The organism is Pseudomonas sp. FP603, from assembly GCF_030687415.1.
GTDB classification, from domain to species: Bacteria; Pseudomonadota; Gammaproteobacteria; order Pseudomonadales; family Pseudomonadaceae; genus Aquipseudomonas; species Aquipseudomonas wuhanensis.
In genome coordinates this window covers 577,944-601,447 of the sequence record NZ_CP117431.1, presented here as the reverse complement: position 1 = coordinate 601,447, position 23,504 = coordinate 577,944, and the positions used below count along the sequence as shown (strand labels likewise).

Below are 23,504 nucleotides of genomic sequence, written 5' to 3'. Positions count from 1 at the left end.
GGCCATTGAACCAGACACGCCGACAAAAGGCCCGACAAAAACACTAATGGCACAGTGCCTTGTCATAGGTAAAACCCCAAGCCAACAATCTCAGTCCAATAGATCCAGCTGCAGATGTTCAGCCACTGCTTCAACTGTCACCGATTTGAGTTTCGGCACCCGCCCCAGACACGGCGCGGGAATGCGTTCGGCCAGCGTCGCGAGGTTCTCTTCCAGGCGCGAGGTCTTCGGATCAATGATGTTGGCCACCCACCCTGCCAACTGCAAACCATCCCGTGCGATCGCCTCGGCTGTCAGCAGTGCATGATTGATGCAACCCAGCCGTACGCCGACCACCAGGATCACCGGCAGACCCAGCGCCATGGCCAGGTCCGACAGATTGTCCTGATCCGCCAACGGCACTCGCCAGCCGCCAGCGCCTTCGATCAAGGTGAAGTCCGCGTGCATATCGAGAATCTGCCGCATCGGTGTCAACAGTGATTGCACGGTCAACGCCACGCCGGCCTCCCGCGCCGCCAGATGCGGTGCGATCGCAGGCTCGAACGCGACCGGATTGACCTGATCGTAGGTCAACGGTATCGAACACTCGGCCAGCAGTGCCAGCGCATCGGCGTTGCGCAATCCCTTGGGCGTCAGGTCGCAGCCGGAGGCCACCGGCTTGCCCGCCGCCGTGCTCAAACCCGACAATCGCGCGGCATGCAGCAGACCCGCGGCAACGGTGGTCTTGCCGACATCGGTGTCAGTGCCGGCGATGAAATAGGCTGCGCTCATAAGGGTTTCTCCAACACGGCGTAAACCACTTGATAAGTCGCCGGCAGTCCCTGTGCCTGACGAAATTGCTCGTAAGCCTCGATCAGGCCGAGGATCCGCGCCCTGCCGGTCAAACCACCCGGCCGACCGGGGTTCAGGTTATGCGCCCCAAGCGCCTTCAGCTCATGGGTCAGGCTGCGGACATCAGGGTAATGCAACACATGCGGATGTGTTTCGAGGCTGGCGACCTTCAAGCCGCTGCCCGCGCAAAGCTGTTGGTAAACACCGAACTCGCGGAAGCGGTTGACGTGCACCATGCCATCCACCTGACGCCAGCTGTCGCGCAATTCGTACAGCGTGCCTACACACAGACTAGCAAACGCGAAAATTCCGCCCGGTTTCAGCACCCGATACGCTTCATTGAGCACCGAGGCGAAATCCGCGCACCATTGCACTGCCAGGCTGGAGAAGACCAGGTCGCAGGTCGAATCCTGCAACGGCAAGCGCTCGGCATCGCCCGCGATGAAATGAGTCGCGCCGCCCAAGGGCCGGGCGTGATTGAGCATGCCTTCTGCGATGTCCAACGCCACGCCAGCACTCGCAGGAAACTTCTCCGCCAAGGCTCGGCTGAAATACCCGGTGCCGCAGCCCATATCCAGCCAACGAGCTGGGACAAAATCTTCCGGTAACCGACGCAACAACTCGCTGCCCACGTCGCGCTGCAGTTCGGCCACGCTGTCGTAGCTCGCCGCCGCACGGGAAAAGGATGCCGCCACCTGGCGTTTGTCGGGCAAGCCGCCGGGCAGGTTGGGAAGGGATAAATCAGTCATCACCGAACTCATGCAAAAAGGCCTGAATCGCCCCCGCCACACCGTGGGGGTCTTCCAGAAGAAACGCGTGACTGGCCTGTTCAATCAGACCGATTTCGACATCCGGCAGCAGTGCCAGCAGGTCCCCCGCTGCTTCGGCCGGGACCAGCCCGTCGAGGCCGGCGAACAAGTGCAATTGCGGGCCGCGAAACGCTTGCAACGCTTGCCGGGTATCCAGTTGGGCAAGCAACTCCAGGCCGCTCATTAGCACCGGTGAAGACGTATGCGGTGCGCCAGCGAGCAACAGTCGCGATATCCCGCGCGGGTCTTCGGCACCTTGGGCGCACAGCAGCGAAAAACGTTTCAACGTCATGCGCGAGTCAGCCTTGCAGCCGGCCAGAAACGCATCGAAGGTTTCGCCGGGCATCGCGCTCGACCATTGTTCATGGGCGACAAAGGAAGGGTTACTCGCCAGGGTCACCAAGCCGCAGCAGCGGTCACCGCGTCGCGCCGCCAATTCGGACGCCAGCATGCCGCCCAATGACCAGCCACCGAGCCAGGCATCCTGTGGCAACGTCGAGTCCAACTCATCGAGCCATTCTTCAAGATCGCTCGACTCCAGTTCCGGCAACGGCTCGATCTCGACTCGCAGGTGCTCATCCAAACCCTGCAAGGCCGCCGCCAAGGGTTCCAGCGGCGAAATCCCGAGGCCCCAACCCGGTAGCAGAATCAGACGATCACGCATGGCTTGGCTCCGGTCCCAGTTGTTGAAAACAATCGGCCAGTCCATTTAACAATAGCTGTACCTGCGCCTCGCTGTGAGCGGCGGTCAGGGTTACGCGCAAACGTGCGCTGCCCGCGGGCACGGTCGGCGGACGAATCGCAGTCACCATCAGCCCGCGTTCGCGCAGCATCTGCGACAGTCGAACCGCACGCCCGGCATCGCCGATCATGATCGGCTGGATCGGCGTGAAGCTGTCCATCAACTCCAGGCCAATCTGTTCGGCGCCTTGGCGGAACTGGCGAATCAGCGTCTGCAGATGCTCACGTCGCCAGTGTTCGCTGCGCAACAGCTCCAGGCTTTTCAGCGTCGCGCAGGCCAGTGCCGGCGGTTGGCTGGTGGTGTAGATGTAAGGGCGAGCGAACTGGATCAGGCTTTCGATCAGCTCTTCACTGCCAGCCACAAAAGCACCGGCCGTACCGAAAGCCTTGCCGAGGGTGCCGACCAGCACCGGCACGTCCTCCTGACTCAGACCGAAGTGCTCGACGATCCCGCCGCCATTGGCACCCAGCGGACCAAAACCGTGAGCGTCATCGACCATCAGCCAGGCGCCTTTGGCCTTGGCTTCCCGCGCCAGCGCCGGCAGGTCGGCGATATCACCGTCCATGCTGAACACGCCATCGGTGACCACCAGCGTATTGCCGGTGGCCTTCTCCAGGCGCTTGGCCAGACTGGCCGCGTCGTTATGCAGATAGCGATTGAAACGCGCACCGGACAACAGCCCTGCATCCAGCAATGATGCGTGATTGAGTCGGTCTTCCAGCACCGTATCGCCTTGCCCGACCAGTGCGGTGACCGCGCCGAGGTTGGCCATGTAACCGGTGGTGAATAGTAATGCTCGCGGGCGGCCGGTGAACTCGGCGAGGGCTTCTTCCAGTGAGTGATGCGGGCCGCTGTGGCCGATCACCAGATGCGAAGCGCCACCGCCCACGCCCCAGCGCGACGCGCCGGCGCGCCAGGCTTCGATCACTTGCGGGTGATTGGCCAGGCCCAGGTAATCGTTGTTACAGAACGCCAGCAACGGCTGACCATCGACCACCACTTCAGGGCCCTGAGGGCTTTCGAGCAGCGGGCGCTGGCGATAAAGGTTTTCGGCACGACGGGCAGCAAGGCGCGCGCTGAGATCGAAAGACATGCAGACCTCGGCAGATCAAAAAACGTGAGACTGGATGCGATCTAATGTGGGAGCTGGCTTGCCTGCGATGACGGCAGCACATTCAACATCAATGTGGCTGACAGACCGCTATCGCAGCGATGCGGCGACCCGACAAGCCAGCTCCCACATTTTTACCGCATTCCAATAGGCGAAACGATAGAAAACTCAGACAGCAGCGTTATAGAACTGCTCGCTGCTCTTCTGCTCCACCAGTGCCTGCTCAATTGCAGCCTGATGCACTTCATCGGCGTGCTCTTCGCGCGCTTCCGGCAGGATGCCCAGACGTGAGAACAGTTGCATGTCCTTGTCCGCCTGCGGGTTGGCGGTGGTCAGCAGTTTTTCGCCGTAGAAAATCGAGTTGGCGCCGGCGAAGAACGCCAGGGCCTGCATCTGCTCGTTCATCGCTTCGCGGCCGGCGGACAGGCGCACGTGGGATTTCGGCATCAGGATGCGGGCGACAGCGAGCATGCGGATGAAGTCGAACGGGTCGATGTCGTCGGCATTTTCCAGCGGCGTACCGGCGACTTTCACCAGCATGTTGATCGGCACCGACTCTGGATGCTCCGGCAGGTTGGCCAACTGGATCAGCAGGTTGGCGCGGTCGTCGAGGGACTCGCCCATGCCGAGAATACCGCCGGAGCAGATCTTCATCCCCGAATCACGCACGTAGGCCAGGGTTTGCAGGCGCTCGCTGTAAGTACGGGTGGTAATGATGCTGCCGTAGAACTCGGGCGAGGTGTCGAGGTTGTGGTTGTAGTAATCCAGGCCGGCTTCGGCCAGCGCGACGGTCTGGTCCTGATCGAGACGACCCAGGGTCATACAGGTTTCCAGGCCCATGGCTTTCACGCCTTTGACCATCTCCAGCACGTACGGCATGTCTTTGGCCGACGGGTGTTTCCACGCCGCGCCCATGCAGAAACGGGTCGAACCGATGGCCTTGGCGCGAGCGGCCTCTTCGAGGACCTTCTGCACTTCCATCAGTTTTTCTTTTTCCAGGCCCGTGTTGTAGTGGCCGGACTGCGGACAATATTTGCAATCTTCCGGGCAAGCACCGGTTTTGATCGACAGCAGCGTCGAGACCTGCACGCGGTTGGCGTCGAAATGCGCGCGGTGCACCGTCTGCGCCTGGAACAACAGGTCGTTGAATGGCTGAACGAAGAGTGCTTTGACTTCGGCCAAAGACCAGTCATGACGCAGGGTTGCAGTGGTGCTGGCGCTCATGGGCGTTTCCTTGTTTATGCTTGGCAAGCGGCTGGGGAATGGAATACCCACAGACGCGACACGGATGTTCGGCATATTTAAGGAAGAGCGATGCGCTGTCAACCACGTTACGTAGGACCGGTTTACATCTGGTTAAACAATAACCAACACTGCTTACTCTGCAGTGAAGCGACCGAAGATACCCGGCCAATCTGTATGGCCTGCGAAACCGACCTGCCCTGGCTGGGCGAGCACTGCCAAACCTGCGCCCTGCCCTTGCCCGCCACGGGCCTGACGTGCGGCCAATGCCTGAAACATCCGCCGGCCTTCGAGCGAGTCGCGGCGCCCTGGACTTACTGCTTTCCCGTCGACAGTTTGATCACCCGCTTCAAGCACAGCGCAAAGTGGCCATTTGGCCGCCTGCTCGCCGAACTTCTCGCTCAGTTCCTGCAACATCGCTTCGATGAGGATCTGGACCGGCCCGATGCGCTGATCCCGGTACCGCTGGCTTCCAAACGTCTGCGCCAGCGGGGTTTCAACCAAGCGGCGATGCTCGCCCGCTGGCTCAGCGTCAGCCTCGACATTCCTTGTGATGAAACGCTGTTGCTGAGGGTTCAGGACACCAGCGCGCAGCAAGAGTTGAATGCCGACGCCCGTAAAAAGAACCTGCGCCACGCCTTTGCCCTGGCACCCGCAGCTTCGATCAAGGGTCGCCACCTCGCATTGGTCGACGACGTGCTGACCACCGGCGCCACCGCCCAGGCCTTGGCTCGCTTGTTGATGGAGGCTGGCGCCGCGCAGGTCGACGTCTACTGCCTGGCCCGCACCCCAAAACCTGGCGATGGGGCCTGACTTGACTCTGGTGCGCCAAGCCGCCAACGTCCTCCCCATCGCCACAGCCCAAAGCGTCTCGCCATGTCCTTGCCTACGTTGTTGTCCCAGCACATTGTCCGTCGCCCGCAGCGCATCGCATTGCTGCAACACATCGCCGAACAAGGCTCAATCACCCGCGCCGCGAAAAGCGCGGGTTTGAGTTACAAGGCGGCGTGGGATGCCATCGACGAGCTGAACAACCTCGCGCAGAAACCGCTGGTGGAGCGCAGCGTCGGCGGCAAGGGCGGTGGCGGCGCCAAACTGTCCAGCGAAGGCGAGCGCGTGTTGCGCCTGTATCAAAAGCTTCAGGCTTTGCAGACTCAGGTGCTGGAAGCCGCCGAGGAGGCCAGCGACCTGGACCTGCTCGGACGCCTGATGCTCAGAACCAGCGCACGCAACCAACTGCACGGCAAGGTCGTGGCGATCGATGCACAAGGACGCAACGACCGCATTCGTCTTGAACTGGCCGAAGGCTTGCGTATCGATGCGCAGATCACTCACGACAGCACTCTGCGCCTGGAACTGCAAACCGGCACCGAAGTGGTGGCACTGATCAAGGCCGGTTGGCTGGAGCTGCTGGGAATCGATCAAGTTGCGGCGCCCGGTAACAATTGCCTGAAGGGCACGGTTGAAGAAATCCTCGACGCCGAAGACGGTCCCAGCGAAGTGCGCATTGGCCTGCCCAATGGCCAGACACTTTGCGCCCTGGCCGAGCAACTGCACGTTAAAACCCTCGAACTCACCGCTGGCAAGCCCGTTTTTGTGCAATTCGCACCGTCCAATATTCTGTTGGGCACACCGCTCTGATCAGCGCTGCAACAAAACCTTCATCGACCACCATTAAGGTGACTGCAAAAACCCGCAGGGAGCCTGATGTGAGCCTATTAGAAGACAACCAACCCACCGACCTCGAAAAGATGGTCGGCCTCAGCCGTCGTGGCTTCATCAGCGCTGGCGCCCTCTGCGGTGCAGCGATGTTTCTCGGTGGCAACCTGCTGAGTCGCAGCGTGCTGGCCGCCAGCGTCAGCGCCGGCTCCAGCAAACTGTTGGGTTTCGACAGCATCGCTGCCGCCACGACCGACACCATTACCCTGCCGCCGGGCTACAAATCCTCGGTGCTGATCAGCTGGGGCCAGCCACTGCAGAAAAATGGCCCGGCGTTCGACCCGAGCGGCAACGGCACGGCCCAGGCGCAGGAAGTCCAGTTCGGTGACAACAACGACGGCATGAGCCTGTTCGAATTCCCCGGTGACAAAGACCGGGCGCTGATGGCGATCAACAACGAATACACCAACTACCGCTACCTCTACCCCCACGGTGGCATGCCGCAATCGGCGGAGGACGTGCGCAAGGCCCTGGCCTGCGAAGGCGTGTCGGTGATCGAAGTGCAGCGCAGGAACGGCCAGTGGCAGTTCGTCCAGGGCTCGCGCTACAACCGGCGCATTCACGGTAACGCGCCCATCAAACTGAGCGGCCCGGCAGCGGGTCACGAGCTGATGAAAACCAGCGCCGACAAACACGGCAAGAAAGTCCTCGGCACCTTCCAGAACTGCGCCAACGGCAAGACGCCATGGGGCACCTATCTGACCTGCGAAGAGAACTTCACCGACTGCTTCGGCAGCAGCAATGCCGAGCAGAAGTTCGACGCCGCGCAGAAACGCTACGGCGCGGTGGTGGCCAGTAAAGACATCAACTGGCATCAACACGATCCGCGTTTCGACCTGGCGAAGAATCCCAACGAACTCAATCGTCATGGCTGGGTGGTGGAAATCGACCCGTTCGATCCGCAGTCGACGCCGGTCAAACGCACCGCGCTGGGCCGCTTCAAACATGAAAACGCCGCCCTGGCCGAAACCAACGACGGTCGCGCGGTGGTGTACATGGGCGACGACGAACGTGGCGAGTTCATCTATAAATTCGTCAGCCGCGACAAGATCAACCACCGAAATCCCAAAGCCAACCGCGACCTGTTGGATCACGGCACCTTGTACGTGGCGCGTTTCGACGCGGGCGATGGCAATGCCGATCATCCGAAAGGCCAGGGCCAGTGGATCGAACTGACTCACGGCAAGAACGGCATCGACGCCAGCAGCGGTTTTGCCGATCAGGCCGAAGTGCTGATTCATGCACGCCTCGCAGCCAGCGTCGTGAACGCCACGCGCATGGACCGTCCGGAATGGATCGTCGTCAGCCCCAAGGATGGCCAGGTTTATTGCACCCTGACCAACAACGCCAAACGCGGCGAAGAAGGCCAACCGGTGGGCGGGCCGAACCCGCGCGAGAAGAACGTTTACGGGCAAATCCTGCGCTGGCGCACCGACCGCGACGATCACGGCTCGAAAAGCTTTGCCTGGGATCTGTTTGTGGTCGCTGGCAACCCGGGCGTCCACGCCGGTACGCCGAAGGGCGGTTCGTCGAACATCACCCCGCAGAACATGTTCAATAGCCCGGACGGTCTGGGCTTCGACAAGGCCGGGCGCCTGTGGATTCTCACGGATGGCGATTCGAGCAACGCAGGCGACTTCGCGGGCATGGGCAATAACCAGATGCTCTGTGCCGACCCGGTGACCGGTGAGATCCGTCGTTTCATGGTCGGGCCAGTGGGCTGCGAGGTGACGGGGATCAGCTTCTCGCCAGATCAGAAAACCTTGTTTGTCGGGATTCAGCATCCGGGGGAAAACGGTGGGTCGACGTTCCCTGAGCACCTGCCCAACGGCAAGCCACGGTCTTCGGTGATGGCGATTTCCCGCGAGGACGGCGGGATCGTCGGCGCCTGATCTGACGCTATCGCGGGCAAGCCCGCTCCCACAGGATAGGCGCGATTTCAAAATTAGCGCATGACCTGTGGGAGCGGGCTTGCCCGCGATGGCGTCGGTGTGAACAACACTTACCTCAACCCACCCCCTAAAGAAGCCCCGTCTGCGCTACCATGTTTGGCCCGACGCGGCAGCCTGCTGCGCGCAGGAGTCAGCATGGCCCACCCGTTTGCAACGCTCACCCCAGACCTCGTGCTCGATGCCGTCGAAAGCATCGGCTTTCTCAGCGACGCCCGCATTCTGGCGCTCAACAGCTACGAGAACCGTGTCTATCAGGTCGGCATCGAAGACTCCGAGCCGCTGATCGCCAAGTTCTACCGTCCGCAGCGCTGGACCAACGAAGCGATTCTCGAAGAGCACCAATTCACCTTCGAACTCGCCGAGTGCGACGTGCCGGTGGTCGCGCCGATGATCCACAACGGTGCCAGCCTTCACGAACACAACGGTTTCCGCTTCACCCTGTTTCCCCGCCGTGGCGGCCGTGCGCCGGAGCCGGGCAATCTCGATCAACTGTATCGCCTGGGCCAACTGCTGGGTCGCCTGCACGCGGTCGGTGCTACAAAACCGTTCGAACACCGTGAAGCGCTGGGGGTAAAGAACTTTGGCCAGGATTCGCTGACGACATTGCTCGAAGGCAATTTCGTACCCAAAAGTTTGCTGCCGGCCTACGAGTCCGTTGCCCGCGACCTGCTCAAGCGCGTCGAGGAGGTCTACAAGGCCACGCCACACCAGAACATCCGCATGCACGGCGATTGCCACCCCGGCAACATGATGTGCCGCGACGAGATGTTCCACATCGTCGACCTCGACGACTGCCGCATGGGCCCGGCCGTGCAGGACATCTGGATGATGTTGGCGGGTGATCGTCAGGAATGTCTCGGTCAGTTGTCGGAATTGATGGACGGCTACAACGAATTCCATGACTTCGACCCGCGGGAACTGGCGCTGATCGAACCGCTGCGCGCCTTGCGCCTGATGCACTACAGCGCCTGGCTCGCCCGTCGCTGGGACGACCCGGCCTTCCCTCGCAGCTTTCCGTGGTTCGGCACCGAGCGCTATTGGGGCGATCAAGTGCTGGCGCTGCGTGAGCAATTGGCGGCGCTGAATGAAGAGCCACTGAAACTCTTCTAAACGCCACCGACCTGTACAAGGAGCGAGGCTTGCCCGCGAAGAACGATGATGCGGTTCGTCAGACAAACCGCGTCATCGTTCTTCGCGGGCAAGCCTCGCTCCTACAAAAGTCACCACACATCTATACAATCCCCTCTTTGTTAGCTGCCTAAGCAAGGATTCTCATGCAAGCCGCCAACCCGCGTCGCGGGTACATCCTGGGCCTGAGTGCCTACATCATCTGGGGACTGTTCCCGCTTTACTTCAAAGCTATTGCCAGCGTGCCCGCCGTGGAGATCATCATCCACCGAGTGCTGTGGTCCGCGCTGTTCGGCGCTTTGCTGCTGCTCGTCTGGAAACATCCCCGCTGGTGGCGTGAGTTGCGTGATAACCCGCGACGGCTGGCAATCCTGGCCCTGAGCGGGACGTTGATCGCCGCCAACTGGCTGACCTACGTCTGGTCGGTGAATAACGGACGCATGCTCGAAGCCAGCCTCGGTTATTACATCAACCCGCTAGTAAACGTGCTGCTGGGAATGCTGATCCTCGGCGAACGGCTGCGGCGCATGCAATGGATCGCGGTTGGCCTGGCAGCGGTCGGTGTTGCGCAGCAAGTGTGGCAAGTCGGCAGTCTGCCGTGGGTGTCGCTGGTACTGGCATTGACCTTCGGCTTCTACGGATTGATCCGCAAGCAGGCACCGGTCAAGGCGCTACCGGGGCTGGTGGTGGAAACCTGGATGCTGGTGCCGATTGCTGTCGCCTGGTTGCTGTTCAATCCGACGGCGACCAGCGCGCAAGCCGAATTCTGGACCACCTCTGAAGCCTGGTGGCTGGTGGCTGCAGGTCCCGTGACGCTGGTGCCGCTGGTGTGTTTCAACGCCGCCGCTCGGCATTTGCCCTACACCACCCTCGGGTTTCTCCAGTACCTGGCGCCGACGCTGGTGTTGTTGCAAGCCGTTCTGCTGTTTGGCGAGCACTTGTCGTCCAGCACGCTGGTGGCGTTCATCTTTATCTGGGCCGGTCTGGCGGTTTATAGCGTCGACGCGTGGATAAGTCTGCGCCGCCGCAGCTGATCAGAAAACGTACAAATCTCTACAGGCCACGCCTCCCGTGGCCTGCATCCATCCTTCCCAAGGTTATCCACAGCGTGATCCCCGGCGTTTGTGCGCAAGTCACTGAAACTGCTGGTTTTTTGATCAGGTCCTGCAGAGCCACGGCCGACGTGGTCTGGCGAGGGGTCTCTACAGGTTATCCACAGGCAGGTGCACGTATAACTTGGATAACCTTTCAGGGTTCGCTGCGCAGTACCAATTCGACCATCAGGTCGTCCGCCAGGGTTTCCAGGCGCGATTGCAGCACCTCCAGCGACAAGGTCAGTGGCACCGCAAGAATCGCCTCGGCATGGAATAGCGGCTCGCTGCTCATCGGCGCCGGTCGAACTTCGGTCACCAACTGCTCCAGGTTCACGCCCTGCTCACTCAGCAGACGCGTAATATCTCGCACAATGCCCGGACGATCATTGCCCACCAGTTCCATGGCAATCGGCTTCCAGGTGCAGGACTGTTCGATGCCGCTTTCGGCGATCAGCACGCGGATCCCTTGAACCGACAATCCTTGCAGGGCGTCTACCAGTTCGTCGTAGGCCTCGGCCGGCACACCCACCCGAAGAATCCCGGCGAACTGCCCGGCCATGCGCGACATGCGGCTCTCCAGCCAGTTACCGCCGTGCTCGGCAATGCATTGAGCAATGCGCTCGACCTGCCCGGGCTTGTCTGGCGCAATTACAGTGAGTACGAGATGGTCCATGGCGCAGCCCTCTGGTCATGACTTTTGTTATAGAAAAACAAGTATAGGCAAGGGTTGATGGGTGCCTGGAGTAGATTCGATTGTGTGTTGAATCGACCGGCCCCTTCGCGGGCAAGCCTCGCTCCTTGGTTCCCGTCGTTCCAATGATTGTGGATTACCTCAACCTGCCCGCGAATGGGGCACCACCAGAATTCCGCAAAACCATAAATCGTGTACAAGTTTTTATATTTAACTGGAACAATCCAATAGTTTTTTGAGAACATCCCGTTCCCCGGCATGACCGCAATGCGTCATGGGGTCGCAGAACGACGTAATTAGTCTAATTTTCACAACCGCAATTCATCATGTAGTATGCCGCAGCGCGCACTACATAACGCTGGATCGATGTCTGCCGCAGGTGCCGTCGCAACCCCTGAAAGCCCTGTCAGCAAGGCCGCAAAGCCGTTGATCGGATCGAACCCAGCCGCCAGCAATGGCATGTACTGGTAGAAGGGTTTGTGGTTTAAATGGCCAGAGGCTTCATTGTTAAATTGAAGAGCTGAAAAGCGAAATAGCTGAGCAGAGTGAGGCAAGCAATGACTGAACACGTTCAAGTCGGTGGCCTGCAGGTCGCCAAAGTCCTGTTCGACTTCGTGAACAACGAAGCCATTCCCGGTACCGGCCTCACCGCCGACACGTTCTGGGCCGGTGCCGACAAGGTCATCCATGACCTGGCGCCGAAGAACAAAGCCCTACTCGCCAAACGCGATGATTTCCAGGCACGTATCGATGCCTGGCACCAGGCTCGTGCAGGTGTTGCGCACGATGCGGTGGCCTACAAAGCCTTCCTGCAAGACATCGGTTATCTGCTGCCAGAAGCGGCTGATTTCCAGGCAACGACACAAAACGTCGATGACGAAATCGCCCGCATGGCCGGTCCACAACTGGTGGTACCGGTGATGAACGCGCGCTTCGCGCTCAACGCCTCGAACGCCCGCTGGGGTTCGCTGTATGACGCGCTCTACGGCACCGACGCCATCAGCGAAGCGGACGGCGCGGAAAAGGGCAAAGGCTACAACAAGGTTCGCGGCGACAAGGTCATCGCCTTCGCCCGCGCCTTCCTCGACGAAGCCGCGCCATTGGCTGCCGGCTCCCACGTCGACTCCACCGGCTACAAGATCGTTGACGGCAAACTGATCGTCGGCCTCAAAGGCGGCAGCAACACCGGCTTGCACAACGATGCCCAACTGATCGGTTTCCACGGCGATGCAGCCGCCCCCACCGCGATCCTGCTGAAGAACAACGGCCTGCACTTCGAAATCCAGATCGACGCCAGCACCCCGGTCGGCCAGACCGATGCGGCCGGTGTCAAAGACATCCTGATGGAAGCTGCGCTGACCACCATCATGGACTGCGAAGACTCGGTCGCCGCAGTCGATGCCGATGACAAAGTGGTGATCTACCGCAACTGGCTCGGCCTGATGAAGGGCGACCTGTCGGAAGAAGTCTCCAAGGGCGGTCAGACCTTTACCCGCACCATGAACGCCGACCGCACTTACACCGCTCTCGATGGCAGCGAACTGAGCCTGCACGGTCGCTCACTGTTGTTCGTGCGCAACGTCGGTCACCTGATGACCATCGATGCGATCCTCGATAAAGACGGCAACGAAGTGCCGGAAGGTATCCTCGATGGCCTGGTGACGTGCCTCGCGGCGATCCACAGCCTCAACGGCAATAGCTCGCGCAAGAACAGCCGCACTGGCTCGGTCTATATCGTGAAGCCGAAGATGCACGGCCCGGAAGAAGCTGCGTTCACCAACGAGCTGTTCGGTCGCCTCGAAGACGTCCTCGACTTGCCGCGCAACACGCTCAAGGTCGGGATCATGGACGAGGAGCGCCGTACCACGGTCAACCTCAAGGCCTGCATCAAGGCTGCCGCCGAACGCGTGGTGTTCATCAACACTGGCTTCCTCGACCGCACGGGCGACGAAATCCACACCTCCATGGAAGCCGGCCCGATGGTGCGCAAGGCCGACATGAAGGCTGAAAAATGGATCAGCGCCTACGAGAACTGGAACGTCGACATTGGCCTGAGCACTGGCCTGCAAGGTCGTGCCCAGATCGGTAAAGGCATGTGGGCCATGCCGGACCTGATGGCAGCGATGCTCGAACAGAAAATCGCTCACCCGATGGCTGGTGCCAACACCGCTTGGGTTCCATCGCCGACCGCCGCCGCGTTGCACGCGTTGCACTATCACAAGGTCGATGTATTCGCCCGTCAGGCCGAACTGGCCAAACGTGCTCGCGCTTCGGTGGACGACATCCTGACCATCCCGTTGGCCGTCAATCCAGACTGGACCACGGAGCAGATCAAGAACGAACTGGACAACAACGCCCAGGGCATTCTTGGCTACGTGGTGCGCTGGATCGACCAGGGCGTGGGTTGTTCGAAAGTGCCGGATATCAATGATGTCGGCCTGATGGAAGATCGTGCGACGCTGCGTATTTCCAGCCAGCACATCGCCAACTGGCTGCGCCACGGCATCGTCACTAAAGATCAGGTGATGGAAAGCCTCAAGCGCATGGCGCCAGTGGTTGACCGTCAGAACGCCAACGATCCGCTGTACCGCCCGCTGGCACCGAACTTCGACAGCAACATCGCCTTCCAGGCGGCGGTCGAACTAGTGGTCGAAGGCACCAAACAGCCGAACGGCTACACCGAGCCGGTGCTGCACCGTCGTCGTCGCGAGTTCAAGGCTGCCAATGGCCTTTGAGTAAACGCTGACGCTGGACGTGAAAAAGCCCTGATCGAAAAGATCAGGGCTTTTTCATTTACGCTGTCTCTTCCTGAAATAGGTTCACACCTGTTTCAGGAAGAGACACGCTGCGGTCCCCTGTGGCGAGGGAGCTTGCTCCCGCTCGACTGCGCAGCAGTCGTAAATCCGGTGTATCAACATTGGGATTGGGGCTGCTTCGCAACCCAGCGGGAGCAAGCTCCCTCGCCACAAAAGCTGCCAACCTGGAAGTCCGCGCTACACATCCATCCCCAGCTCATGCTTGACCAACTCAAGCAATTTTTCGCTATTGATGGGCTTGAGCAAAAAGTCCACGACGTGCAAATGCATGGCTTCGATCGCATCCTTAACGTCAGCATCGCCGGAAACGATGATGATCGGCAACGCCGCGCGTGGCGATTCCCGCACCAGACGGATCAGTTCCAGGCCATCGACGTGCCCCATCCGCAGATCGGTAATCACAAGGCCGATCGATGGTTTGGTCTCAAGCATTTTGAGTGCGGTTTCGCCGCTGGCCGCCGTCATGCAGTGAATGCCATCCAGCCCCAGAATTTCCGACAGCAATTCCCTGGAGTCCTTATCGTCATCGACGACCAGAACCCGCTGTGGCGGCAAGTCTGGTTCCAGCATGACGGCACTGAGCGCTTCGCGCTCGGCATCACTCAAAATATCGTGGTCGGACATGGCTTTCTCAACGTTTTCGATTCGATCCCCGGCACAGTGGTCAGACATCGCCTAGCAGAGCTTCAATGTGCACTTCGTCGGAAACATTTCCAATAGACAATGTAGGAGGTTTTTCCCGCAATTGTGTCAGACATTTCCCATATTACGGCAGCCGCACTGCCTACCTAGACTTACGTCCAATGGGCACCCTGCCCGCAGGGGCCGACCATGCCTGTAACGATCTGACACAACGATCCGACACAACAATCAGAAAAAGACTGCGGTAATGGTTATGAGTAAAGCGGACGCCTTCACCCAGGCAGGGAAAACCGCGGTGTTGCAGAACATCCAGGGCACTTTGCAATTCCTCCAGCGCTTCCCGCCGTTCAATCAGATGGAAAATGCCCACCTGGCCTATCTGGTCGAGCAATGTCAGCTGCGTTTTTATGCCCCCGGCGAGAGCATCATCAAACCTGCCGATGGCCCGGTTGAGCATTTCTACATCGTCAAACAGGGCCGTGTCGTGGGCGAACGTCCGCACACGGCCAAGGGCGGGACCGAAACCACCTTCGAAATCACCACCGGCGAGTGTTTCCCCCTCGCCGCGCTACTGGGGGAACGGGCGACTCGCACCGAACATCTGGCGGCCGAAGATACCTTTTGCCTACAGCTGAATAAGCTGGCGTTCATCAAACTGTTCGCACTTTCCAGCCCGTTTCGCGACTTTGCCCTACGCGGCGTCAGCAGTTTGCTGGATCAGGTCAACCAGCAAGTCCAGCAAAAAGCCGTGGAAACCCTTGGCACCCAGTACTCGCTCAATACCCGGCTGGGCGAACTGGCCATGCGTCACCCGGTGACCTGCAGCCCTATCACCCCTCTGCGTGAAGCCGTGACGCTGATGCACGATCAGCAAGTCGGCAGCATTGTGGTGGTCGATGAGCAAAAGGCGCCGCTGGGCATTTTCACCCTGCGCGACTTGCGACATGTGGTGGCCAACGGCACCAGCGACTTCAATGAGGCCATCGAACGGCACATGACCCGGGCACCGTTTTACCTGACGCCGGACCACAGCGCCTTCGACGCCGCGATTGCCATGACCGAGCGGCACATCGCCCATGTCTGTCTGGTCAAGGACCAGCGCCTGTGCGGCGTGGTCTCGGAACGCGACCTGTTTTCCCTGCAAAGGGTCGATCTGGTGCATCTGGCGCGGACTATTCGCAGCGCCCAGAAGCTGGAAAATCTGATGGCGATGCGCGGCGAAATCGGTCAATTGGTGGAGCGGATGCTGGCCCACGGCGCGTCCTCGACCCAGATCACCCACATCATCACCCTGCTCAACGACCACACCGTGTGCCGGGTGATCGAACTGGTGCTCGCTGAGAAGGGTGACCCTGGCGTGCCGTTCAGTTGGCTGTGTTTCGGCAGCGAAGGCCGCCGCGAGCAGACGCTGCACACCGATCAGGACAACGGCATTCTGTTCGAAGCCCGCGACGCGGCCCACGCCGCCGAGATTCGCGGCAAGTTGCTGCCCATCGCCCAGCAGATCAATCAGAACCTGGCGCTATGCGGCTTCACCTTGTGCAAGGGCAACATCATGGCCGGCAACCCCGAGCTGTGTTTGTCCCGGGCCGAATGGGCGCGACGCTTTGCGGCGTTTATCCGTGAGGCGACACCGGAAAACCTGTTGGGGTCGAGCATCTATTTCGATCTGCGCGTGGTCTGGGGCGACGAGCGAGGCTGCGAGCAGCTGCGCCAGGGCATTCTCGATCAGGTCGGCGACAACCGGTTGTTCCAGCGGATGATGGCCGAAAACGCCCTTCGCAACCGCCCGCCCGTGGGCCGTTTCCGCGAATTCGTGCTGGCGCGCAAGAATGGCGAGAAAGCCACCCTCGACCTGAAGCTCCAGGGCTTGACCCCTTTCGTCGATGGCGCTCGAGTGCTAGCCCTGGCCCACGGCATCGACACCAACAATACCCTGGAGCGCTTTCGTCAATTGGTGGCCAAAGAGGTCATCGAACGGCTAGACGGCGCGGCGTACGAAGAGGCGTATCACTTCATCCAGCAAACCCGCATGCAGCAACATCAGCTACAGACTCGCGAGAATTTGCCCTACTCCAACCGCGTCGATCCTGACAGCCTCAATCATCTGGACCGACGCATCCTGCGTGAATCCCTGCGCCAGGCCCAACGCCTGCAAAGCAGCCTGACCCTGCGGTATCAGTTATGAGCCTGTTTTCATGGCTGCGGCCGGTAAACCCCATTTTGCCCGGCGAACTGCAACAACGTCTGGAGCGCTTGCCTGCCGTGGCCGAGCTCGGCGATTGCAGCCTGCGCGAGCAGCGCTGGGTGGTGCTCGACCTGGAAACCACCGGGCTGAACCTGAATAAGGACCGACTATTGTCCATCGGCGCGGTGGTGATCGAGGACGGGGCGATCGATTTCAGCCAGCAATTCGAACGCACGCTGCAATGCACCGAACTCAAACTCGGCCCCAGCGTGTTGATTCACGGCCTGGGCCCGAGCGCCATTGCCGCCGGCAGCGACCCCGCGCAGGCCCTGCTCGAATTCATGGAATTCGTCGGCGACAGTCCAGTGTTGGCGTTTCATGCGCCGTTCGATCAGCACATGTTGGGGCGCGCACTGAAAGAACATCTGGGCTACAAGTTGCAGCATCCGTTTCTGGATGTGGCGGACATCGCGCCACTGCTGTGCCCGCAGGCGCATTTTCGCGAGGCCGGGCTGGACGAGTGGATCGACTGGTTCAAGCTGGAGGTCTTCGAACGGCACAACGCCAGTGCCGATGCCTTGGCGACGGCGGAGCTGGTGCTGATTTTGTTCAGCCGGGCGCGGCAGCAGCAGATTCATAGCCCGTTGAATTTGCAGCAGCGGTTGAGTCAGTGGAAGCGGCGGCGGCAAGCGCCTTCGTTCTAGATCTTCGGTGACTGTTCGGGCCCATCGCGGGCAAGCCACGCTCCCACAGGTTTTGTTTCGTCTGCCGATTTCGCAAACGACGCAAAACCTGTGGGAGCGTGGCTTGCCCGCGATGAACGATCACTCGGTCCGACTGGATATTCCCCCCGCAAAAACCACCCGACCAGCGCCAATTGCTTACCTCCCCCGCCTCTGCCACAATCGCGAACAATTCTCGTTACTTAACACTTCCCATTCGGTGATGTTGCGTGTCGTCAGTCCAAAGCCCTCACAGTGAGCTCGTTGGTGCGTTGTATCGCGACCATCGCGGTTGGCTATTGGCCTGGCTGCGGCGCAACGTGGCCTGCCCGCAACGGGCCGAAGACCTGAGCCAGGACACCTTCGTGCGCTTGCTGGGCCGTAATGAACTGAAGGCGCCTCGTGAACCCCGGGCATTTTTGGTGGCGATCGCCAAGGGCCTGCTGTTCGACTACTTCCGCCGCGCCGCGCTGGAACAGGCCTACCTCTCCGAGTTGATGCTGATCCCCGAAGGCGAACAACCGTCGGTGGAAGAACAGCAACTGATCCTCGAAGACCTCAAAGCCATCGATCGCCTGCTGGGCAAGCTCTCGAGCAAGGCCCGGGCGGCGTTTCTCTATAATCGTCTCGATGGCCTCGGTCACGCCGAAATCGCTCAGCGTCTGGGCGTATCAGTGCCGCGGGTTCGCCAATACCTGGCGCAGGGTATTCGTCAGTGCTACATCGCGTTGTACGGTGAGCCAGTATGAGCCCGGTCAACTCCAAACCCGTGTCGGTGCAGGTGCTGGATGCCGCGATTGCCTGGCAACTGTCGCTGGATTCCGGCAACGCGGTCGAGCGCGAAGCGTTCGCCAAATGGCACGCCGCCCACGAAGAACATGCTCGGGCCTGGCGTCAGTTGGGCATGCTCGACCAACGTTTCAGCGTCGCCAACGGTCCGGCCCGCACCGCCTTGCTGCAATCGCGCGAAAGCATTCGGCGACGGGTGCGCAAGCTCGGCAGCGGTCTGGCCAGCATCGTGGCGGTGATCGGCCTGGCGCTGTTCGCCGGTGATCGTTATCTGCCCATCGACTATTGGCTGGCCGACCAGCGCACTGCCACCGGCGAGCAGCGCACTCTACGCCTGACCGACGGCACGCTGATCAACCTCAACACCCACAGCGCAGTGGATGTGCGCTTCGATGAGAAGCAGCGACTGATCGTCCTTCAGGAAGGGGAGATCCTCGTTGAAACCGGCCATGGCGATGCCCGGCCGTTTATCGTCGAGACCCGCGAAGGCAGCATGCGCGCACTCGGGACACGGTTCCTGGTCAAGCGTGAAGACGAAGGCACGCGCCTGAGCGTATTGAAGTCAGCGGTAGCCGCCCATCCCGAATCGAGCCCCGAGGAACAGATCCTGCGCGAAGGCCAGCAAGTGCTGATGCGCAGCAATGGCCTGGGCCCGATCATCGCCCTCAACCTCGGCGCCGACGCCTGGACCCGCGGCATGCTGGTGGTGGACAACGCGCGGCTGGAAGATCTGGTCCAGGAGCTCGGCCGCTATCGTCGCGGGCATCTTGGCGTGACACCAGAGGTCGCCAACCTGCGCATCACCGGCAGCTTCCCCCTGAACGATACCGACAAGGCACTGAGTGCACTTTTACCGACCCTGCCGGTGCAGATCGAACAACACACGCCATGGTGGGTAACGGTCGCGAAGGCTGACGCCAAGCGCTAAAAGGTGCTGCGCCTGATCCGCCGCCATCGCGGGCAAGCCCGCTCCCACAGGTTTTGTGTCGTTCACAGAATTCCCGCTCGACACAAAACCTGTGGAGCGTGGCTTGCCCGCGATGGGACCATCTGCCTCACCGCAATTGATGAATCGAAATTATTTTCATCTCGCCCTATCACTTTTGAATTCTCGTCCGGCACCTAGGCAATTGAGAAATATTTCCATTCAGGAGCCGCTGTATGTCCCGTTCGCTAGACACCGTGTTGCGCCCCCGTTTGCTGGCGGTCGCCATTGCCCTTTGCGCCCCTTTGGCCAGCAGCCCACTGATTGCCGCCGAACAGGCGTCCAGCGTCCGCGCCTACAACCTGCCGGCTGCGCCATTGGCCAGCACCCTGAACCAGATCGCCAGCCAGGCCGGTTTGGCGTTGTCGTTGAATCCGTCGCTGGCGGCGGGCAAGACCTCGGCCCCGGTGAAGGGCCAGTTCGACGCCACTGGCGCTCTGCGTGAAGCCTTGCGCGGCACCGGCCTGCAACTGGAACAAAGCAGCACCGGCACCTACAGCCTGGTGGCCGTGCCCGAAGGCGTGATGGCATTGCCGGAAACCGCCGTCATTGGCCTGGAAAATGCGGAAACAGCCTGGGGCCCGGTCGAAGGTTACGTTGCCACGCGCACCGCTGCTGGCACCAAGACCGACACCGCGCTGGTCGAAGCGCCGCGTTCGATTTCCGTCGCCACTCGCCAGCAAATGGAAGATCGCGGTGTGCAAAACCTCGATGACGCCGTGCGCTACATGCCAGGCATCGTCGCCAGCAGCTACGGCAGCGACACCCGCGCCGACTGGTTGCTCGTGCGTGGTTTCGAACCGACGCAATTCCTCGATGGCCTGCCACTGCCAAAAGGCGTGTACGCCAACCCGAAACAGGAAACCTGGAACCTCGATCGCCTCGCCCTGCTGCGCGGCCCGGCCTCATCGGTTTACGGCCAGACCCCGCCAGGCGGCTTGCTGGACATGGTCAGCCGTCGCCCCAGCGCCGAGTCGAGCCATGAAATCCAGGTGCAATATGGCAGCGACAACCATCGTCAAATCAGCTTCGCCAGCACCGGCAAAATCGATGACGAAGGCCGGTTTCTCTATGGCCTGAGCGGTGTAGTGCGCGACAGCGGTACTCAGGTCGATCACATCGACAACAAACGCTACAACATTGCACCGAGCCTGACCTGGAACATTGACCCTGACACCAAGTTCACGCTGCTGACGCAATTTACCCGCGACGATACAGGCATCACCAGCCAGTTCCTGCCGGTGCAAGGCACGAAGATCCATTCGCCACTCGGCAAGGTCTCCCATCACAAAAACCTCGGTGACCCGGACTGGGAATACTACGACCGCACCTACTACGCGCTGGGCTACGCCTTTGAACATCGCTTGAACGATGTCTGGCAGTTCAAGCAGAACCTGCGGTACACCAAATCGGACCTGTCCTTCCAGGCGCTTACCCCCGGCGCCTACCCGTTCACCCAGGTCGATGCCCAGGGCAACGTTGGCCGATCGAGCACCAGTGTCGACGAGGACATCAGCCAGTTCGCCGTGGACAACAACTTCCAGGGCGACTTTGCAACCGGCGACATCCGCCACACCCTGTTGATCGGCCTCGATCACCAGCGCACCAACAGCAACTACACCTCGATCTTCGGTGACGGCCTGACCACCAACGTCAACAACCCGATCTATGGCCAGCCAATCGTTCGCCCGTCACGCTCGACGGCGTTTTATGACTATGACCAGAAGACCTACCAGACCGGCTTGTACGTCCAGGACCAAATGGCCCTCGACCAATGGCGTCTGACCCTCGGTGGTCGTGAGGACTGGGTCCATACGGGCACCAAATTCTTCAACAAGGGTGATGCCACCAACACCGAACGGGACAAGAAATTCAGCGGTAACGCAGCGATCAGCTATGTGTTCGACTCGGGCTTCGTGCCCTACCTGTCCTACGCCGAATCGTTCCAGCCGACCAGCAAAGCCACGGCATCGCCGACCGAGTCGTTCAAGCCGACTGAAGGCAAGCAGTGGGAACTGGGCATCAAATACCAACCACCGGGCAGCAACACCCTGCTGACGGCTGCGGTCTATGACCTGACCCAGAAAAACGTCTCCGTCACCACGACCAACTCGGACAACGTCTCGATTACCAGCCAGACCGGCGAAGTGAAGGTCAAAGGCCTGGAGCTGGAAGCCGTTTCCGATGTCACCGACAACCTGAAAGTCATCGCCGCCTACACCCTGGCCAAATCCGAAGTGCAAAAGGGTGACTTCAAGGGCAATCGCCTGCAGCTGATGCCTAATCAACAAGCGTCGGTGTGGGCCGACTACACCTGGCACAACGGTGTGCTGGATGGTTTCGGCATCGGTGCCGGCGCACGCTACACCGGCAACACTTATGGCGACCAGGGCAATACCTGGTTGGGCAAAGCTGATGCCTACACGGTGTTCGACGCGGCGGTCCATTACGACTTGGGCCGTCTGGATAACAGTCTGAAAGGTGCATCACTGGCACTGAACGCCACCAACCTGTTCGACAAGGACTATATCTCCACGTGCGACAGCTTCTACTGCTACTACGGCGACCAACGCAGCGTCGTCGCCAGTGCTACGTACAAGTGGTAATCGCCTGAACTGACACGCGCCACGACCAGGCCGTCCTTCGAGGACGGCTTTGGTCTTTCTGAAGGCCATGAAATGAAAAGCAAAACCATCCGCCGCTGGTCCTTTGTTCACACCTGGACCAGCCTGATCTGCACGGTATTCCTGCTGATGCTGGCCCTCACCGGCCTGCCGTTGATCTTCCACCACGAGATCGACCATCTGCTGGGCGATGCCGCCGAGTTGAAATCGATGCCGGCCGATACCCCGCAGCTGGATTTGCAGCAGTTGGTGCAAGCGGCTGAAAAGCATCGTCCCGGCGAGGTCATGCAGTATTTCGGCTACGACGATGAAGACCCCAATGGCGTGATCGCAATCATGGCGCCCACCGCGGGCACCGAGCCGAACTCGTCCCACACCTTCATGCTTGACGCTCGCACCGGCGAAGCATTGGAGATGCCATCGGCCAATGGCGGGCTGATGATGGTCATGCTGCGCCTGCACGTGGACATGTTCGCCGGCCTGCCGGGCAAGTTGCTGCTGGCGTTCATGGGGATTCTGTTTGTGTTGGCGATTGTCTCCGGAACGGTGCTGTACCTGCCGTTCATGCGGCGTTTGAAGTTCGCCACCGTGCGCCACGACAAATCCACCCGTCTGCGCTGGCTTGACCTGCATAACCTGATCGGCGTGGTAACGCTGACCTGGGCCCTGGTGGTCGGCGTGACCGGCGTGATCAGTGCCTGCGCCGACCTGTTGATCGCCGCGTGGCGCAACGACAGCCTGAGCGCGATGATCGCGCCTTATCGCGAGGCGCCGCCGCTGACTCAATTGGCGTCTGCGACCCGCCTGCTCGACATCGCCAAAGACGTCGCGCCGGGCATGCAGCCCGACTTCATCGCTTTCCCCGGCACACGGTTTTCCAGCGAACACCATTACGCCGTGTTCATGAAAGGCAGCACCCAACTGACTTCGCACCTGCTGACGCCGGTACTGATCGACGCCAGCACTCTGCAAGTTACGGCGGTGGCCGAACGGCCGTGGTACATGGACGCCATGGGCATGTCGCAGCCGCTGCACTTCGGTGACTACGGCGGCATGCCGATGAAAATCCTCTGGGCGATCCTCGATGTGCTGACCATCATCGTGCTCGGCAGCGGGGTTTATTTGTGGGTGGTGCGGCGCAAGATCGCGAAACCTGTGCTCGAAAACGCGGAGTGCCCGACATGAGGCCCAGACAGTCGAATTTCTGGAAGGTCTTCGCCACGCCAACCGTCATCGCCCTGCTCAGCGCCGCAGGGTTGTTTGCCGCGTTGCTGGGCGATGGCGTGTGGGATGCATTGAGTTGGCTCGGGCTGGGGATCCCCGCCGTCCTCGCCTTGCGCGGGTTGCTGCAACGTCACTGAACGGCTCGCTCCCACACTTAAACACTAAAGCGCTATGCTCCCGACACTGTCCATGATC

General features: G+C 60.6%; 21 protein-coding genes. 13 read left to right on the top strand and 8 right to left on the bottom strand.

Annotated features, from left to right (window positions below):
- Positions 1-90: 90 nt before the first annotated feature.
- The 5 genes from bioD to bioB form a co-directional block, all read right to left on the bottom strand.
- Positions 91-771 (bottom strand): dethiobiotin synthase, encoded by a 681-nt coding sequence (gene bioD / locus PSH65_RS02750; protein WP_305424842.1) that lies wholly within the window; start codon positions 769-771, stop codon positions 91-93.
- Complete coding sequence (gene bioC, locus PSH65_RS02745) at positions 768-1,580, bottom strand: malonyl-ACP O-methyltransferase BioC (protein ID WP_305424840.1); 813 nt, start codon at positions 1,578-1,580, stop codon at positions 768-770. The genes bioD and bioC overlap by 4 nt, the downstream gene beginning before the upstream one ends.
- Positions 1,573-2,304, bottom strand: coding sequence for an alpha/beta fold hydrolase (locus tag PSH65_RS02740; RefSeq protein WP_095052643.1), 732 nt, complete (start codon positions 2,302-2,304; stop codon positions 1,573-1,575). Before PSH65_RS02740 ends, bioC begins: the two co-directional genes overlap by 8 nt.
- A complete protein-coding gene (gene bioF, locus PSH65_RS02735; protein ID WP_305424839.1) occupies positions 2,297-3,475 on the bottom strand; it encodes an 8-amino-7-oxononanoate synthase in 1,179 nt (392 codons plus the stop codon). The genes PSH65_RS02740 and bioF overlap by 8 nt, the downstream gene beginning before the upstream one ends.
- A gap of 186 nt (positions 3,476-3,661) precedes the next feature.
- Positions 3,662-4,717 carry a biotin synthase BioB gene (bioB, locus tag PSH65_RS02730; RefSeq protein ID WP_038981183.1) on the bottom strand — a complete coding sequence of 352 codons (1,056 nt, stop codon included), beginning with the start codon at positions 4,715-4,717 and terminating at the stop codon, positions 3,662-3,664.
- A gap of 90 nt (positions 4,718-4,807) precedes the next feature.
- On the opposite strand from bioB, the gene PSH65_RS02725 reads away from it, so the two are divergent.
- The 5 genes from PSH65_RS02725 (at position 4,808) to rarD (ending at position 10,568) form a co-directional block, all read left to right on the top strand.
- Complete coding sequence (locus PSH65_RS02725) at positions 4,808-5,548, top strand: ComF family protein (RefSeq protein ID WP_305424838.1); 741 nt, start codon at positions 4,808-4,810, stop codon at positions 5,546-5,548.
- A gap of 63 nt (positions 5,549-5,611) precedes the next feature.
- Positions 5,612-6,376 carry a TOBE domain-containing protein gene (locus PSH65_RS02720; protein ID WP_305424837.1) on the top strand — a complete coding sequence of 255 codons (765 nt, stop codon included), beginning with the start codon at positions 5,612-5,614 and terminating at the stop codon, positions 6,374-6,376.
- 68 nt (positions 6,377-6,444) lie between these two features.
- Positions 6,445-8,346 carry a PhoX family phosphatase gene (locus PSH65_RS02715; protein WP_305424836.1) on the top strand — a complete coding sequence of 634 codons (1,902 nt, stop codon included), beginning with the start codon at positions 6,445-6,447 and terminating at the stop codon, positions 8,344-8,346.
- 195 nt (positions 8,347-8,541) lie between these two features.
- Positions 8,542-9,516: a serine/threonine protein kinase gene (locus tag PSH65_RS02710; RefSeq protein WP_123357589.1), complete on the top strand. Its 975-nt coding sequence runs from the start codon at positions 8,542-8,544 to the stop codon at positions 9,514-9,516.
- Between the two features lie 164 nt (positions 9,517-9,680).
- Positions 9,681-10,568, top strand: coding sequence for an EamA family transporter RarD (rarD, locus tag PSH65_RS02705; RefSeq protein ID WP_305424834.1), 888 nt, complete (start codon positions 9,681-9,683; stop codon positions 10,566-10,568).
- A gap of 214 nt (positions 10,569-10,782) precedes the next feature.
- Here rarD and PSH65_RS02700 read toward each other — a convergent pair whose 3' ends face one another.
- Together PSH65_RS02700 and PSH65_RS02695 are read right to left on the bottom strand one after the other, a co-directional pair.
- Positions 10,783-11,301 carry a glycine cleavage system protein R gene (locus tag PSH65_RS02700; RefSeq protein ID WP_305424833.1) on the bottom strand — a complete coding sequence of 173 codons (519 nt, stop codon included), beginning with the start codon at positions 11,299-11,301 and terminating at the stop codon, positions 10,783-10,785.
- Positions 11,302-11,627: 326 nt separating this feature from the next.
- Complete coding sequence (locus tag PSH65_RS02695) at positions 11,628-11,894, bottom strand: hypothetical protein (RefSeq protein WP_305424832.1); 267 nt, start codon at positions 11,892-11,894, stop codon at positions 11,628-11,630.
- Between PSH65_RS02695 and PSH65_RS02690 the strand changes: the two genes are divergently transcribed.
- A complete protein-coding gene (locus PSH65_RS02690; protein WP_305424831.1) occupies positions 11,877-14,054 on the top strand; it encodes a malate synthase G in 2,178 nt (725 codons plus the stop codon). The two genes, PSH65_RS02695 and PSH65_RS02690, sit on opposite strands and share 18 nt — an antisense overlap.
- A 258-nt stretch (positions 14,055-14,312) precedes the next feature.
- Here the strand turns inward: PSH65_RS02690 and PSH65_RS02685 are convergent, their stop codons facing one another.
- Complete coding sequence (locus tag PSH65_RS02685) at positions 14,313-14,759, bottom strand: response regulator (protein WP_305424829.1); 447 nt, start codon at positions 14,757-14,759, stop codon at positions 14,313-14,315.
- 265 nt (positions 14,760-15,024) lie between these two features.
- Here PSH65_RS02685 and PSH65_RS02680 point away from each other — a divergent pair, with 265 nt between their 5' ends.
- The 7 genes from PSH65_RS02680 (at position 15,025) to PSH65_RS02650 (ending at position 23,446) form a co-directional block, all read left to right on the top strand.
- Positions 15,025-16,965, top strand: a complete 1,941-nt coding sequence (locus PSH65_RS02680) for a putative nucleotidyltransferase substrate binding domain-containing protein (protein WP_305424828.1) — start codon at positions 15,025-15,027, stop codon at positions 16,963-16,965.
- Complete coding sequence (locus tag PSH65_RS02675) at positions 16,962-17,669, top strand: PolC-type DNA polymerase III (RefSeq protein ID WP_217857382.1); 708 nt, start codon at positions 16,962-16,964, stop codon at positions 17,667-17,669. The genes PSH65_RS02680 and PSH65_RS02675 overlap by 4 nt, the downstream gene beginning before the upstream one ends.
- 248 nt (positions 17,670-17,917) lie before the next feature.
- Complete coding sequence (locus PSH65_RS02670) at positions 17,918-18,436, top strand: RNA polymerase sigma factor (protein WP_305424826.1); 519 nt, start codon at positions 17,918-17,920, stop codon at positions 18,434-18,436.
- The gene (locus PSH65_RS02665; protein ID WP_305424825.1) at positions 18,433-19,404 is read left to right on the top strand and encodes a FecR domain-containing protein; all 972 of its coding nucleotides are present in this window, start codon (positions 18,433-18,435) and stop codon (positions 19,402-19,404) included. Before PSH65_RS02670 ends, PSH65_RS02665 begins: the two co-directional genes overlap by 4 nt.
- A gap of 233 nt (positions 19,405-19,637) precedes the next feature.
- Positions 19,638-22,067, top strand: a complete 2,430-nt coding sequence (locus PSH65_RS02660) for a TonB-dependent siderophore receptor (protein ID WP_305424824.1) — start codon at positions 19,638-19,640, stop codon at positions 22,065-22,067.
- A 72-nt stretch (positions 22,068-22,139) separates the two neighbouring features.
- A complete protein-coding gene (locus tag PSH65_RS02655; RefSeq protein WP_305424823.1) occupies positions 22,140-23,270 on the top strand; it encodes a PepSY domain-containing protein in 1,131 nt (376 codons plus the stop codon).
- Complete coding sequence (locus PSH65_RS02650) at positions 23,267-23,446, top strand: hypothetical protein (protein WP_123719606.1); 180 nt, start codon at positions 23,267-23,269, stop codon at positions 23,444-23,446. Before PSH65_RS02655 ends, PSH65_RS02650 begins: the two co-directional genes overlap by 4 nt.
- Positions 23,447-23,504: the final 58 nt, after the last annotated feature.